The sequence below is a fragment of the Pseudomonas luteola NBRC 103146 genome (genome assembly GCF_002091675.1).
GTDB classification, from domain to species: domain Bacteria; phylum Pseudomonadota; class Gammaproteobacteria; order Pseudomonadales; family Pseudomonadaceae; genus Chryseomonas; species Chryseomonas luteola.
The window spans coordinates 1-13,372 of sequence record NZ_BDAE01000028.1; the positions used below are offsets into that span (position 1 = coordinate 1).

12 protein-coding genes are annotated in these 13,372 nt (G+C 57.5%); 6 read left to right on the forward strand and 6 right to left on the reverse strand.

Annotation, left to right across the window (positions count from 1 at the left end; genetic code table 11):
* The 5 genes from PLU01S_RS21445 to PLU01S_RS21465 form a co-directional block, all read left to right on the forward strand.
* Window positions 1-443: dihydrodipicolinate synthase family protein (locus PLU01S_RS21445; protein ID WP_174588325.1), on the forward strand; the 443-nt coding region annotated here is incomplete at its 5' end.
* A gap of 130 nt (window positions 444-573) precedes the next feature.
* Complete coding sequence (locus PLU01S_RS21450) at window positions 574-1,917, forward strand: MFS transporter (RefSeq protein ID WP_074826321.1); 1,344 nt, start codon at window positions 574-576, stop codon at window positions 1,915-1,917.
* 100 nt (window positions 1,918-2,017) lie between these two features.
* A complete protein-coding gene (gene gudD, locus PLU01S_RS21455) occupies window positions 2,018-3,373 on the forward strand; it encodes a glucarate dehydratase (protein WP_074826318.1) in 1,356 nt (451 codons plus the stop codon).
* Between the two features lie 252 nt (window positions 3,374-3,625).
* Window positions 3,626-4,579, forward strand: a complete 954-nt coding sequence (locus tag PLU01S_RS21460; RefSeq protein WP_074826315.1) for a 2-hydroxyacid dehydrogenase — start codon at window positions 3,626-3,628, stop codon at window positions 4,577-4,579.
* Between the two features lie 202 nt (window positions 4,580-4,781).
* A complete protein-coding gene (locus PLU01S_RS21465; protein ID WP_074826312.1) occupies window positions 4,782-6,080 on the forward strand; it encodes an Nramp family divalent metal transporter in 1,299 nt (432 codons plus the stop codon).
* A 130-nt stretch (window positions 6,081-6,210) separates the two neighbouring features.
* Here PLU01S_RS21465 and PLU01S_RS21470 read toward each other — a convergent pair whose 3' ends face one another.
* Window positions 6,211-6,819 (reverse strand): DUF1826 domain-containing protein, encoded by a 609-nt coding sequence (locus tag PLU01S_RS21470; RefSeq protein WP_074826771.1) that lies wholly within the window; start codon window positions 6,817-6,819, stop codon window positions 6,211-6,213.
* A gap of 337 nt (window positions 6,820-7,156) precedes the next feature.
* Between PLU01S_RS21470 and PLU01S_RS21475 the strand changes: the two genes are divergently transcribed.
* Entirely contained in the window at window positions 7,157-7,699 is a 543-nt protein-coding gene (locus tag PLU01S_RS21475; protein ID WP_074826310.1) for a tetratricopeptide repeat protein, read from the forward strand.
* Between the two features lie 38 nt (window positions 7,700-7,737).
* Here PLU01S_RS21475 and PLU01S_RS21480 read toward each other — a convergent pair whose 3' ends face one another.
* Genes PLU01S_RS21480 through PLU01S_RS21500 form a run of 5 tightly spaced genes read right to left on the reverse strand, consistent with a single transcriptional unit; the run spans window position 7,738 to window position 13,300 of the window.
* The gene (locus tag PLU01S_RS21480) at window positions 7,738-8,511 is read right to left on the reverse strand and encodes an enoyl-CoA hydratase (protein WP_074826307.1); all 774 of its coding nucleotides are present in this window, start codon (window positions 8,509-8,511) and stop codon (window positions 7,738-7,740) included.
* 4 nt (window positions 8,512-8,515) lie between these two features.
* Window positions 8,516-9,649 carry an acyl-CoA dehydrogenase family protein gene (locus tag PLU01S_RS21485; protein WP_074826304.1) on the reverse strand — a complete coding sequence of 378 codons (1,134 nt, stop codon included), beginning with the start codon at window positions 9,647-9,649 and terminating at the stop codon, window positions 8,516-8,518.
* A gap of 15 nt (window positions 9,650-9,664) precedes the next feature.
* Window positions 9,665-10,852 carry an acetyl-CoA C-acyltransferase gene (locus tag PLU01S_RS21490; protein WP_083397919.1) on the reverse strand — a complete coding sequence of 396 codons (1,188 nt, stop codon included), beginning with the start codon at window positions 10,850-10,852 and terminating at the stop codon, window positions 9,665-9,667.
* Window positions 10,853-10,863: 11 nt separating this feature from the next.
* Complete coding sequence (locus PLU01S_RS21495; protein ID WP_074826298.1) at window positions 10,864-11,631, reverse strand: SDR family NAD(P)-dependent oxidoreductase; 768 nt, start codon at window positions 11,629-11,631, stop codon at window positions 10,864-10,866.
* A gap of 10 nt (window positions 11,632-11,641) precedes the next feature.
* On the reverse strand, window positions 11,642-13,300 hold the full coding sequence (locus PLU01S_RS21500) for an AMP-binding protein (RefSeq protein WP_074826295.1): 1,659 nt from the start codon (window positions 13,298-13,300) through the stop codon (window positions 11,642-11,644).
* Between the last annotated feature and the right edge of the window lie 72 nt (window positions 13,301-13,372).

Consider the following 13,372-nt stretch of genomic DNA (forward strand, 5'->3'; position numbering starts at 1 on the left):
CCGAGCGTTGCCCGAATCTGATCGGCTTCAAGGATGGCATGGGCGATATCGAGCTGATGGTCTCCATCCGTCGTCGTCTGGGTGATCGCTTCACCTACCTGGGTGGCCTACCGACCGCTGAAGTCTATGCCGCGGCCTACAAGGCCCTGGGCGTACCGGTGTACTCCTCGGCGGTGTTCAACTTTGTTCCCAAGACGGCCATGGACTTCTACAAAGCCATCGCTGCGGATGACCACGAGACCGTGGGCAAGCTGATCGATGATTTCTTCCTGCCGTACCTGGACATCCGTAACCGCTGCGCAGGTTATGCGGTAAGCATCGTCAAGGCGGGTGCGAAGATCGCAGGTTACGATGCCGGTCCGGTACGCGCACCGTTGACCGACCTCAAGCCTGACGAGTACGAGCGTCTGGCTGCGCTGATGGACAAGCTCGGTCCGCAGTAAGCATTTGGGCCGGTTGCGTGCCCCCTACGCAGCGTATTGCAACCGAGCCTGTTTTACAGCCAAGGGCGGTCCGCCCCGCCCTTTTTGACAATGCAGTACCCGCCACAACAATAAAAGTGGGAGAGCATTCATGAGCCACACCGCTCAATCGGCTGTATCAGCCGACGTTCTGGCGAGCGCAGTCGCCAAGGTCAAGCGACATGTCCTACCGCTGTTCATCATCATGTTCATTGTCAATTACATTGATCGCGTGAACATCGGGTTTGTCAAAAACCATCTTCAAACTGATTTGGGCATTGGTGTAGCTGCCTATGGTCTGGGCGCTGGTCTGTTCTTTGTCGGCTATGCGCTATTTGAGGTCCCCTCCAATATCCTGCTGCAACGGGTTGGCGCACGCGCCTGGCTGACGCGCATCATGGCGACCTGGGGCATCGTGGCTGCCATGATGGCCTTTATCCAGAACGAAACGCACTTTTACATCCTGCGCTTTCTGCTCGGTGTGGCCGAAGCGGGCTTCTTTCCAGGTGTCATCTACTACTTTACTCGCTGGCTACCCGGTGCCGAGCGCGGCAAGGCCATTGCGCTATTCCTTTCCGGATCGGCTATCGCCTCGATCATTTCCGGCCCGGTAACAGGCGCCCTGCTGCAAATCGAGGGGCTGGGCCTGCACGGTTGGCAATGGATGTTTTTGATCGAGGGGCTTTTCTCCGTTGCGCTGTGCGGCTTTGTCTGGTTTTGGCTGGACTCACTGCCCCATGATGCCAAATGGCTAAAGCGCGAAGAGCAGGATGCTCTGGTGGCTACCATTGAGAATGAGCAACGTCAGCGGGAACAGGCACAGACGGTTAAACCGACTCTGATGCAACTGCTTAAAGACTCCCAGATCATGCTGTTCTGCGTGATTTACTTTGCCATCCAGCTGACCATCTATGCCGCCACGTTCTGGTTGCCCAGCATCATCAAGAAAATGGGCAACATCAGCGACTTTGAGGTCGGGTTGTTCAACTCCGTACCCTGGCTGATCTCCATTGTGGCCATGTATGCCTTCGCCTCGCTTTCGGCACGCTGGAAATTCCAGCAGGCCTGGGTTGCCGTTGCCCTCCTGGCAGCGGCGGCAGGCATGTTCATGTCGACCACAGGCGGCCCCATCTTTGCCTACGTTGCCATCTGCTTCGCCGCCATCGGCTTCAAGTCCGCATCCTCATGCTTCTGGCCGATTCCGCAGGCGTACCTGGATGCTCGCATCGCAGCAGCCGTATTGGCCCTCATCAACTCGCTGGGCAACCTGGGTGGCTTCGTTGCACCGACTGTCTTCGGCATCCTTGAAGAGCGGACCGGTTCAATCCAAGGCGGCCTTTATGGCTTGGCGGCTACGTCCATCCTGGCGGCCATCGTGGTGTTCTTTGCCCGGACCAAGCCCAAAGGACAGAAACCAGACGCCGGCAGCACAGGCCTGGAACCCAAGCCCGTTTAACTCCCACTACGCCCGGCTTTATTGCTGGGCGTTACCTAAACAAGCGTACCGGCAGTACTCCACTGCCCGCCACAAGAATAAAGCGTGAAGAGGAATAGGTATGAACGTACAGGTCACTCATGAGGCTCTCACACAAGCGCCCGTCATCACCGACATGCAGGTCGTTCCGGTTGCAGGACACGATGGCATGCTGCTCAACCTCAGCGGCGCACACGGTCCGTTCTTTACTCGCAATATCGTTATCCTGAAAGACAATGCAGGTCATGTTGGCGTGGGTGAGGTACCCGGCGGCGAAAAGATCCGGCAGACCCTTGAAGATGCTCGTGCACTCATCGTTGGACAGACCATTGGTACCTTCAACAACATCCTTAATCAGATGCGCCGTACGTTCGCGGATCGTGATGCTGCCGGTCGAGGCCTACAGACATTTGACCTGCGCATCACCATTCATGCCGTAACAGCTGTAGAAGCCGCCCTATTGGACCTGCTCGGTCAGCACCTGGGCGTTCCGGTTGCCGCCCTGCTGGGCGAAGGTCAGCAGCGCGACGCTGTAGAAATGCTGGGTTATTTGTTCTACGTAGGTGACCGCAACAAGACTAATCTTCCCTACCGCAGCGAGCCAGAGGCCGATAATGACTGGTTCCGTGTGCGCCATGAGGAAGCCCTGACCCCGGAAGCTGTGGTGCGCCTGGCCGAAGCAGCCCATGCCCGCTACGGCTTCAACGACTTCAAACTCAAGGGCGGCGTGCTGCGCGGTGAAGAAGAAATGGAAGCGGTGACGGCTCTGGCTGAACGTTTCCCCGAAGCGCGGATCACGCTGGACCCAAATGGTGCCTGGTCACTCAAGGAGGCGATCGCCCTTTGCCGTGACAAGCATGACGTACTGGCCTATGCCGAAGACCCCTGTGGAGCTGAGGATGGCTACTCCGGCCGTGAGGTGATGGCTGAGTTCCGCCGCGCCACAGGCCTTCCGACTGCTACCAACATGATTGCAACCGACTGGCGCCAGATGGGTCATGCTATCCAGCTGCAGTCCGTGGATATCCCGCTGGCCGACCCGCATTTCTGGACGATGCAAGGTTCAGTTCGTGTTGCGCAAATGTGCAATGACTGGGGCCTGACCTGGGGTTCGCACTCCAACAATCACTTTGATATTTCCCTGGCCATGTTCACCCACGTCGCTGCGGCCGCGCCAGGAAAAATCACAGCCATCGATACACACTGGATCTGGCAGGACGGCCAGCGCCTGACCAAGGAGCCCTTCCAGATCAAGGGCGGTCTGGTCGCTGTTCCGCAAAAGCCGGGACTGGGCGTCGAGATCGACATGGATCAGGTTGCCAAGGCCCACGAGCTGTACAAAGGCATGGGACTGGGTGCGCGGGATGATGCTGTCGCCATGCAGTTCCTCGTGCCGAACTGGACATTCAATAACAAACGTCCCTGCATGGTGCGTTAATTAAATACGCTACGCTATACCTGGGCGTGAGAAGTCACGTCCAGGCCCGTTATAACAACAACTTTCGGGGCGCATTCATGAATTCGAACTTCTACTCTAGTGGCTCCGTTTCATTTGCCGGACCGGCATGCAATGCAGTGCATTGTCTTCACAATTGCTTAAACGGTTCTTACTTTCTCTGCTAACACGATAAGGCCGTACCCCCTGCGAGCGAACGCAGCGTATCGCACTGGCTTCTTCCTGGAGAAAATCATGAGCGAGACCACGACTCAAGCACCTAACCTGTTATTGATCGGCCCTCTGTTGCCGGCCTTACAACAAGAAATCGAATCCAGCTACACCATCCATAAGCTTTGGGAGGCAGAGGACCCGCAAGCCTTCTTGAATACCCATAGCGACGCCATTGACGGTATCGTCACCAGCGGAATTCATGGCTGCAAAGGCGAGGTAATACGGGCGCTTTCCAACCTGAAAGTTATCGTTAGTTTCGGCGTGGGTTATGACGCAATTGACATTGCTACTGCACGAGACCGAGGGGTAGCGGTCAGCAATACACCAGGCGTACTGGACGACTGCGTGGCCGACACTGCATTTGCCCTGCTGATCGACGTAGCTCGCGGCATCAGCGCGGCAGACCGCTTCGTTCGCAATGGCCGCTGGCTCAAGGAAAAGTTTCCCCTGGGACGCAAGCTCGGCGGCAAGACCTGCGGTATTGTGGGGTTGGGCAACATTGGCAAAGCCATAGCCAAGCGGGTTTCCGCCTTTGACATGAATGTTGCTTATTATGGTCGCCATCAACAAGCAGATGTGCCCTACCGCTACGAGCCGGACCTGAAGGCGCTGGCCAGCCAGTCCGACTTTCTGGTGCTGGCGGTCCCCGGTGGTAACGCGACCCATCACCTTATCGGTACAGACGTACTACAGGCATTGGGCAAGGATGGCTTCCTGATCAACATTGCCCGTGGTTCGGTGGTAGATGAAGCCGCGCTAGTGAGTGCACTGCAACAAGGCGTTATTGCAGGCGCCGGGCTTGATGTATTCGCCCATGAACCCGAAGTGCCTCAGCCATTACTGGAAATGGATAACGTTGTCCTGACACCCCATCTGGGCAGCGGGACGCATGAGACACGTCAGGCCATGGCCGATCTTGTGCTTGAAAATCTCAATCTGTATTTCACGAGCGGAAAACTCAAGACCCCCGTGTAATCCACCGAGCCTCCAACGGTTTCACCGGAGGCTTAACGTTCCCTTCTCAACAGGAGATACGACCACCTTCAGATCGCTTACATACCAACGAGGCGGGCTTGTCCGAACCCCGTTCCATGGCCTGCAGTAGGTCTGCCGACATTGGACTGCAAAACGCTCTTGATAGTGACAAGAACAATCAACCTATTCAGAGAGTTACGTCATGGCACATACCGAATCGGTTTCCAAAAAGGCAGTCAGTACTTCCCGTTATTCCCTTTCCAACCTCGCCAAGGTGCTCGGCCCTGGCATTATCGCAGTGCTCTCCTGGCTAGGCGCGGGCGACCTGATCACCTCATCGGTCGCCGGCTCGAATTATGGCTATGCCATGATGTGGGTATTGGCCGTATCCCTTTTGCTCCGCTTCTTGATCGTCAACATCATTGCCCGCTTCCAGCTGTGCAACAACCAGGGTATGAGCATCCTGCAAGGCTATGCCCAACTTCACCCGCTCTTCGCCTACTTCATGTTTGGCTATGCGCTGATCATGGCACACCTGACCAATGCCTACATGATCAAGGGGGCCGGCGAGGCGCTTTCGACATTACTGCACATTAACCAGCCCTTATTGTGCTCGGTGGCGGTCGTGCTGGCCGTGTGGATGCTGGTGGGGCGAAACTTCTATGCGATGATCGAAGGCGTCATGAAGTTGCTACTTGCCATCATGACACTGGCCTTCCTGACCCTGGCGATCATGGCTACGCCGGATATGGGCGGCATCTTGCGTGGAACCATCGGTTTCAGCATACCGCCCGATGAAGGCGTTCACGGCGCGCTGCTGGTAGCGGTATCTGTCATCGGTGCCGTGGCGGGTTCGTTTTCCAATTTCGTTCATCCCTATGTGATGAAGGAAAAAGGCTGGACAGGGCCTGAGCACAAACGCATCCAGCGTAACGACCTTCTGTTTGCGGTGATTGTCGGCATTATCATCAACCTGGCCATCTGGGTCGTAGGCGCCGAAATCCTGCGGCCCAACGGTATTCAGGTCAATACGCTGGATGATCTGGGCGCTGCGCTGGAGCTGTATTTTGGCCAAGGGGGATGGCTGATCTTCTTTGTGGGCGTGTTCGCAACGCTGTTTGCCAGCATTTCAGGCAAGACAACCGCCCTGCCCATGTTGATTACCGATGCTTTCCAGTACATCCGACCCGGTCGCCGTGAGCGCTACGGCAAGGTCCTGCACCATGATCCGATGCATAAGTGGTTCATGCTGTTCATCCTGGTTACGCCATTGGTATGGTCGCTTCCGGGAATGCCTAACTTCGTTACCCTGACGATCGCAGTCAATGCCTTGAACATCATTGGTCTGCCGGTGATCTCCCTTGGGCTGCTGATCATGTCCAACCAGAAATCACTATTGGGTAAATACCGGAACAACTGGTTCGAGAATATCGCGCTGGGGTTCGCAACGGCTTTGGCCGTATGGATTGCTTTCCAACTGGGTATCAATCTGTTCAGCTGATCCACATGGCCTGAGGGTTTCGTCCCTCAGGCCTTCCTCGAAGTCAACCGTTCCAACCAGACGCCGGCTCTTTCTTCCATATCTAATCAATACAACGTAGGTTTTAATGAGTGATAGGCTTTTGACCTCTCTAAGCCAGCCAGTCCAGTGACAGAAACAGGCGCTTCTCGCCCGCCGCCAAGGCAGGCGAACAATGCACGATGCCTGCCCCTTCGTTGCCCTCCCACTTCTCACCCTTGAGCAGCGCCACTGCACCTGGCGCGAGTTGATGGGCTTCGTCCAGAGAGATAGTGGTCAGCTGGCTTTTGCCTGACCAGAGACTGCCCGGCCCGGAATAGGTCGTCACTAGCCGAAGCGGCACGTGGTCAACGTGAAAGCGTGGGCACATTGCCTTGTCCAGCAAGCGCAAACGCACCCCGACTCGGCGGGCATTGAGCAAATAGGCGAAGGCTTTGACCAGCCAGGTGACGTCTGCAACAAACCCTTCGTGGCCCTCCAGATCCTTATGGGTGCCGGCCAGCTGACTCAGATTGGGTTCGGCCTCCGCATCCTCCAGTTGCACCACCAGAGACTGGGCAAATGGCTCGGCCACGCCGGTCAACATCCGGGCGAACTGTTCAATGTGCAAAGGAAGGCAGCGGTTCCAGATGGCGAGGTTGATACCCTCATGGAGTACGTCGGCCAAAACGGCAGGGGTATCGCCTGCTACCTGCCGGGGTGTAACGCTAGGTTCTGCCATGTTCATCAGACTCACTTTTTAAAGCGTCAGGCACAGGCTTGCTTCCCCACCTAACAAACAAGAGGTCAGTATGTTGAGTGTAAATGCGTATTGACACAGCACGGGCAGGGCCTGTCGGATATAGACTCAAACACAAGACACTCGATTAAGTTATAACATAACATAAGTTAGCTTTTGAGAATGCCTTCTCTATCCTGTGATCACCTTTGATATCTCTTGGATAGTAGTCATGTGCGCCAAGACAATGTTCTTGAAGCGATGCGTTGCGGCGTGTTGAATCTTTCGTTTATGTACAAGCCTAAGGGCCAGACCCGGACGTTATTATCAAGGAGAACGAATGCTCATTAGAAAACTGGCAGGTCCACTGCTTGGCCTTATGCTGTTGAGTGGCTGCGCCCATCAAGAAGCGGATACGCCAGAAACAACCGACCAACCCACCCAAGGCACTGCGGCCAGTCCGACCACTCAGGCGCCCATGGACTTCAATACCGCCAAAGCGATGGCTGAGCGTGGCGATATCGACGCGCAGATCCAACTGGGCAGCTTCTATTTCATGGGCAAGCCAACCAAGGATTTGAGACAGGCCGAGCGCTGGTGGAAGCTGGCCGCTGACCGCGGTCATCCCGAGGCAGCCGTGAACCTGGCATTTCTGTATTCAGGACAAGCTGATCCGGCCCTGGCCAACGAGGCCGATATGATCAGATACCTTAATCAGTCGGCAGCCGGTGGCAATCCCATGGCTCAGCACATGCTGGGTAACTTTTATATGGAAGGCATGCATGGCCTGCCCAAGGATACCTTTCTGGCCAAGCAGCTCTACAAGAGCGCCTGCGACAAGAAGTTCGAGAGCAGCTGCCAGCGGCTGTCTACGCTTCCCTGAAACAATGGCTGGGTCCTCCATCAGACCCAGCCTCGGTATTACTGGTGCTTAAAGTTTGCGTCCCGCTTTTCAACAAAGGCCTTCATGCCCTCTTTCTGATCCGCCGTGGCGAAGACGGCATGGAAAATACGTCGTTCGAACCGCACACCTTCACTCAGGCTCGTTTCAAAGACCCGGTTGATGCTCTCCTTGGCCATCAGCGTTGCCGTCAATGACTTGTTGGCGATCTCATGAGCAACCTTCAGGGTTTCGCTCACAAGGCTGTCCACAGGGAAAATGCGGGCTACCAGCCCTGCCCGCTCGGCTTCCGGGGCCTCCATCATGCGGCCGGTCAGGCACATTTCCATGGCCTTGGCCTTGCCCAGCGCCCGCGTCAGCCGCTGAGTACCTCCCATGCCCGGCAAGACGCCAAGCTTGATTTCCGGCAGGCCAAACTTGGCATTGTCCGCGGCGTAGATGAAGTCGCATAGCAACGCCAGTTCACACCCACCTCCCAGGGCATATCCGGCTACGGCTGCAATCATCGGCTTGCGCCGGCTGGCGACACGATCCACAGCAGAGAAAAAATCATCCAGATAAATGTCAGGAAAGGTCAGGTCGGCCATTTCCTTGATATCCGCACCTGCCGCAAAGGCCTTGGACGATCCGGTCAGCACGATGCAGCCAATGGTGCTGTCCCGCTCCAGCCCGTCCAACGCCTGATTGAGCTCGTCGATCAATTGCGTGTTCAGGGCATTCAGGGCCTGAGGACGGTTGAGCGTGATCAGCGCGACACGCTCCTGTATTTCGATCACCAGGGTTTCATAGGACATAAAGTTACTCTCCTAGATGGCGGGCAATGACAAGCCGCTGAATATCACTGGTGCCCTCGTAAATCTGGCAGATCCGGGCGTCGCGATAGATGCGCTCCAGCGGATAGTCGTTGAGGTAGCCATAGCCACCCAGGGTTTGCAAGGCAGCGGAGCAGACGCGCTCCGTCATCTCGGAGGCAAACAGCTTGGCCATGGAGGCCTCGACCAATGCAGGCCTGCCGGCATCCCTGAGCGCGGCGGCATGCAGCACCATCTGCCGAGCCACGGCGATTTCGGTTGCCATGTCCGCCAGGCGGAAAGACACAGCCTGATGCTCGACGATAGGCTTGCCAAAGGTCTGCCGGTCACGGGCGTAATCGCGTGCATATTCGAATGCCGCGCGAGCCATGCCCACTGCTTGCGCTGCAATACCGATGCGTCCGCCCTCAAGGTTGGCCAGGGCGATCTTGTAGCCTTGCCCTTCCTCGCCCAGCCGATAAGCCGCCGGGATACGCACGTTGTCCAGTTGGATTTGACAGGTGTCGGAGGCATGAATGCCCAATTTGTGCTCTACACGAACGACCGAATAGCCGGGTGTTGAGGTTGGCACCAGAAAGGCGGTGATGCCTCGTTTACCAGCGGATGGATCCGTCACGGCAAAGACAATCACAACGCCTGCATTACTGCCGGAGGTAATGAACTGCTTGGCCCCGTTGATTACGTACTCATCACCTTCCCGCCGTGCCTTGGTCCGTAGATCACTGGCGTCCGAGCCAGCCTGAGGTTCGGTGAGTGCAAAGGCACCAATCATTTCACCCGTAGCCAGCGGTATCAGAAACTGGGTTTTCTGCTCATCGGTGCCGAAGTGATGAATCGGGACGCAGCCTACCGAGTTATGCACGCTCATGATGGTGGAACAGGCTCCGTCACCGGCGGCAATTTCCTCAAGGGCCAGTGCATAGGCAACATAACCTGTCTCGCAGCCGCCCCAGGTATCAGGCACCAGCATGCCCATGAAACCCAGCTCAGCCATCTCCCGTAACGCTTCTCGAGGAAAGGTATGCTCGCGGTCCCATTCTGCCGAGAACGGACGCAGCCGCTCCTGAGCAAACTGACGGGCCATGTCGACAATGCTTTGTTGTTCTTCGGTAATCAGCATGATCTTGTCCTCACATCAATACAGGCATTCCACGGCCATCGCGGTTGCCTCGCCGCCGCCAATGCAAATGGCCGCTACGCCTCGGCGCAGCCCATAACGGCGCAAGGCCGAAATCAGGGTCACCAGAATCCGTGCACCTGAAGCGCCAATAGGATGGCCCAATGCACAGGCACCGCCATGAACGTTGACCTTTTCATGGGGAAGCCCAAGCTCGCGCATGGTGACCATGGCAACTACAGCAAATGCTTCGTTGATTTCGAACAGATCCACGTCGTTCAGCGACCAGCCTGTCCGCCTCATGAGCTTCTGGATAGCGCCAATGGGCGCCGTGGGAAACAGATGCGGTGCATCGGCGAAGGCTGCATGTCCGTGGATAGCGGCCAATGGCGTCAGCCCCTGCCGCTCGGCCTCGGAGCGGCGCATCAGTACCAGCGCCGCTGCACCATCGGAAATCGAACTGGCGTTGGCAGCCGTTACCGTACCGTCCTGACGGAACGCGGGCTTTAATTCGGGAATCTTGTCGAGCCGGGCCTTGGGCGGCTGCTCATCATCGCGGATAAGGCGTTCTTCCTTACGGGTCTTGACACTAACCGGTACGATCTCGGCCGCAAAGGCGCCCTCCTCGATGGCCTTGCGCGCCCGGGTCAGAGAAGCCATCGCATACTCATCCTGGGCAGCACGGCTGACATCATGCTGCTGGGCACAGTCTTCGGCAAAAGTCCCCATGAGGCGTCCCTTGTCATAGGCATCCTCCAGCCCATCCAGGAACATATGATCCAGTACGCGCCCATGGCCCATGCGATAGCCGGCGCGGGCATGATCCAACAGATACGGTGCGTTGGACATGCTTTCCATGCCCCCGGCAATAACAACGTTGGCACTGCCAGCCCGCAGCAGATCATGGCCGAGAATGGCAGCCTGCATGCCGGAGCCACACATCTTGTTGAGCGTAGTGCAGGGTGTGTGCTGGGTAAGGCCTGCACCCAGGGCAGCCTGCCGTGCCGGTGCCTGCCCCAGGCCGGCGGGAAGCACGCAGCCCATGAGCACTTCATCTACTGCCTCAACGCTGATGCCGCTACGCTCGATAACCGCGCCGATAGCCTGGGCGCCCAGCTCCGTTGCGCTCAGCCCTTGCAGATCGCCCTGGAAACCACCCATGGGGGTGCGGGCAAGACTGACGATAACAATGGGATCCTGATTCATGATGATCTCTCTTATTTGGCTGCCATGCGCAAGGCGCCGTCGAGACGAATCACCTCGCCGTTGAGCATGCTGTTTTCAATGATGTGCCTGACCAGGGCTGCATATTCCTCGGGCCTACCAAGACGCGGCGGGAACGGCACGCCTGCAGCAAGGGATTCGCGCACAGCCTCTGTCATGCCTGCCATCATGGGCGTCTCGAAGATACCTGGGGCGATGGTCATGATCCGTATCCCGTAACGTGCCAACTCCCGGGCAGCCGGTAGCGTCATGCTGGCGACGCCGCCTTTCGAGGCTGCATAGGCTACTTGCCCGATTTGCCCGTCAAAGGCCGCAATGGAAGCGGTGTTGATGATGACGCCACGTTCGCCACTGGCCTCAGCCTCGCCCTGCGTCATAGCTTCGGCGGCCAGACGCAGCATGTTGAAACTGCCAATGAGATTGATGCCGACGATTCGGCTGAAGCTGTCCAAACCATGAACACCGCTTTTTCCCAGTACCTTTTCACCCCCTACTACACCTGCGCAATTGACCAGCCCATGAACGGCGCCAAAGGCTTCCATCGTGGCCGCTACGGCTGAACGCGCCTGAGTTTCGTCGGTGACATTGGTCACGGCGCAGCGTGCCCGTGGGCCAAGTACCTCGACCTTCGCCTCGACACTGGGCGCATGCATATCCACCAGCATAACGTTGGCTCCAGCCTCCACCAGCATGGTCGCGGTAGCAGCTCCCAGGCCCGAGCCCGCACCGGTCACAAGGAACGTTTTGTTTTCAATCTGCATACAGCAATCCTTAGGCGGCAGATGCCGGGGTAGCCTGGGCCTTCGCAATCTCCTGGTTACGCAGGATGAATCGCTGAACTTTGCCACTGGGGGTTTTGGGAAGCTCCGCCACAAATTCGATTTCCCGCGGATAGGCATGGGCGGCCAGGCGTTTGCGTACGTACTGGCGCAGCTCTTCGGCAAGCTCTGGGGTATCACAGTACCGGCTATGAATGACGACGAATGCCTTGATGATTTCGGTACGCTCTGGATCAGGCTTACCCACTACGGCCGCCTCGATCACGGCCGGATGCTCGATCAAGGCACTTTCCACATCGAACGGTCCTACGCGATAGCCCGACGTTGTGATCACATCATCGGATCGCCCCACAAAACTGATACTGCCGTCATCGTTCAGCTCGACCGTATCGCCGCTGAGGTAGTAAGGGCCGACGAAGGACTTGGTAGGCAGCCCCAGATAACCACCAAACCAGCACATGGGCGACTGTGAGAGATCTACCGCCAGAATACCGGGCTGGCCAGCGGGCAACTCCTGCGCCTGATCATCCACTACCACGACCCGGTGTCCAGGGCTGGCAAAGCCTGCCGAGCCGGGCCGCACCGGATGCTCCAGTGCGTGGTGATTACACAACACCATGCCCAGCTCGGTCTGCCCGTAATGGTCATGGATGGTTGCGCCCAGGTTCTGCGCGAACCAGCGGATTACCTCCGGGTTGAGCGGCTCTCCTGCACTGCTGACCGCTCGCAGCCGCCCTTTGAGGCAGTCGATTACGCTGTCACCACCGGCAATCAGCATCCGGTAAGCAGTAGGCGAACCGGCCAGGTTGGTAATGCCATATTTGCGGATGATGCGACAGGTGCTCTCCACCGAGAACGGACCATCATAAAACGTGGTGGGATGTCCCAGCGCCAGTGGGCCTGTCACGGCGTAGTACAGTCCATAGGCCCAGCCGGGATCAGCCACATTCCAGAAGGCATCTTCCGGACGCAGATCGATGGCATCGCTCATGTAACCCATGAACGCAGCGATGGCCTTGAGCGGAACGGCCAGTGGCTTGGCAGGGCCTGTGGTGCCCGAAGTAAACATGAGCAGGAAAGGATCATCCCCTGCACGCATGACCGGCTCGAAATGGGTAGGATGCTTTTCCAGTTCGCTCCAAAAACTGAAGTCGCCCCGCTCAATGCCCAGACCGCGTCGGCCACCCAGCGTAACAATGGTGGGGCAATGATCAACGTCGCTCAGCTTGCCTCGGTTGGCCCCATCGGTCACGACCAGTTTCGCCTCTGATGTCGTAAGTCGATGCTCGATGGCCTTGGGGCCAAACGCTGTGAACACGGGCTGGTAGACCGCACCAGCCCGCCACGTGCCAAGGATCGTCACAAGAAGCTCTGGCGTACGCGGCAGCAGGCCCGCCACACGATCACCCGGACCTATCCCCTGGGCCACCAGAAAATGGGCGAACTGGGCCGCGCGCTGCATGAGGTCGATAAACGTCCAGGTTTCGCTGCTGCCGTCGCGGCCCTCCCAGAACAGGGCGATACGGCCCGGCAGGGCGTGGCGGTCGCAGCATTCGATACAGGCGTTGAGCGACTCGAGCGTCCCGCTCAGTCGGCTGGCAACAACAGAAGGGAAATCAAAGCTGGAATAGGCAGCCTGATAGTCCTGCATGATCAGTTCCTCGGCTTGTTGTTATTGGAACGTCAGGAGCGTCTTTTTTGACTGTATCGCGCCAGCGCTGGC